The organism is Streptomyces graminilatus (assembly GCF_001418565.1).
GTDB lineage: Bacteria > Actinomycetota > Actinomycetes > Streptomycetales > Streptomycetaceae > Streptomyces > Streptomyces graminilatus.
The window spans coordinates 1-1166 of the sequence record NZ_LIQQ01000855.1 but is presented as its reverse complement, the minus strand read 5'-3'; the positions used below and the strand labels follow the sequence as shown (position 1 = coordinate 1166).

2 protein-coding genes are annotated in these 1166 nt (G+C 70.0%); one reads left to right on the top strand and one right to left on the bottom strand.

Annotation, left to right across the window (positions count from 1 at the left end; translation table 11 throughout):
- Positions 1–49: 49 nt before the first annotated feature.
- Positions 50–541 carry an FBP domain-containing protein gene (locus AOK08_RS42250; protein WP_055535911.1) on the bottom strand — a complete coding sequence of 164 codons (492 nt, stop codon included), beginning with the start codon at positions 539–541 and terminating at the stop codon, positions 50–52.
- 70 nt (positions 542–611) lie between these two features.
- Here AOK08_RS42250 and AOK08_RS42245 point away from each other — a divergent pair.
- A partial coding sequence (locus AOK08_RS42245) for a TetR/AcrR family transcriptional regulator (protein WP_055535910.1) occupies positions 612–1166 on the top strand: 555 nt, incomplete at its 3' end.

The window sequence follows — 1166 nt, the reverse complement described above, 5'->3', positions numbered from 1 at the left end:
AGCCACCCCCACCCCCACCCCCACCGAAGCGGACCGTGAGGCGACACCGTCAAGCCGTCACCTTGGCGATGAAAGCGGCGACGTTCCCCACGGTCCGCAGGATCTTCTCCTCCAGAGTGATCGTCTCGTGGAGCCGCGCACCGGCCCCGGCGTCCTTCTTGCCCCGCACATACAACGAGCAGCAGAGGTCGTCGCACAGATAGGCCCCCACCGAGTTGCCCTGCTGCCCGGCCTTCCCCGCCCTCGGGGCGACCATCAGGGACACGCCCCCGGTGTGCGCGGTCAGGCACAACGTGCACATGCTGCGCCGGGTCTGCCCGAACGCGGGCGCCGAGCCGCGCATGACGAGGGCGGTCGTACGGCCGTCCAGTTCCGCGACGAGGTAGGCCCGGTCAGGGGCCTGCGGGTCCCGCCAGCCGAGGAAGTCCAGGTCGTCCCAGGGCCGGTCGGCGAGATCACGCGGCACGGACAGCCGCTTGGCCTCCCCCTTGGTGCAGTTCACGAAGGCGGCACGGATCTCTTGCTCGGTCAGTGGCTTCATGGCGGCAGGCTAAGTTGCCTAAAGTGTTTAGGCAAACCTATATTCGCCTTAGCCAAGCAGGAGGAGGGCCATGGCACGCGCAGGACTGACCGCGGAGCGCCTGACCAGAGCCGGGGCGGAACTCGCCGACGAGGTCGGCTTCGACCAGGTGACCGCCTCGGAGCTGGCCCGGCGGTTCGACGTCAAGGTCGCGAGTCTCTACTCGCATGTGAGGAACACCCACGACCTCAAGACCCGGATCGCCCTGTTCGCCCTGGAGGAGCTGGCCGAGCAGGCCGCCGACGCAGTGGCCGGACGGGCCGGCAAGGACGCCCTGACCGCCTTCGCGAACGTCTACCGCGACTACGCCCGGGAGCATCCGGGCCGTGCCGCCGCCACCCGTATGCCACTGGACCCCGAGACGGCGGCGGCCGGCGCGGGCGTCCGGCATGCCCAGATGACGCGGGCGATCCTGCGCGGATACGACCTGACGGAGCCCGACCAGACCCACGCGGTCCGTCTCCTGGGCAGCGTCTTCCACGGTTACGTCAGCCTGGAGATGGCCGGCGGCTTCAGCCACAGCGCCCCCGACCCGGACGAAACCTGGACCCGGACCCTGGACGCCCTCGACGCGCTGCTGCGCAAC

Excerpts from the sequence above, each read along its gene's own strand:
- AOK08_RS42250 (WP_055535911.1), bottom strand. The coding sequence starts at position 541 with ATGAAGCCACTGACCGAGCAAGAGATCCGTGCCGCCTTCGTGAACTGC.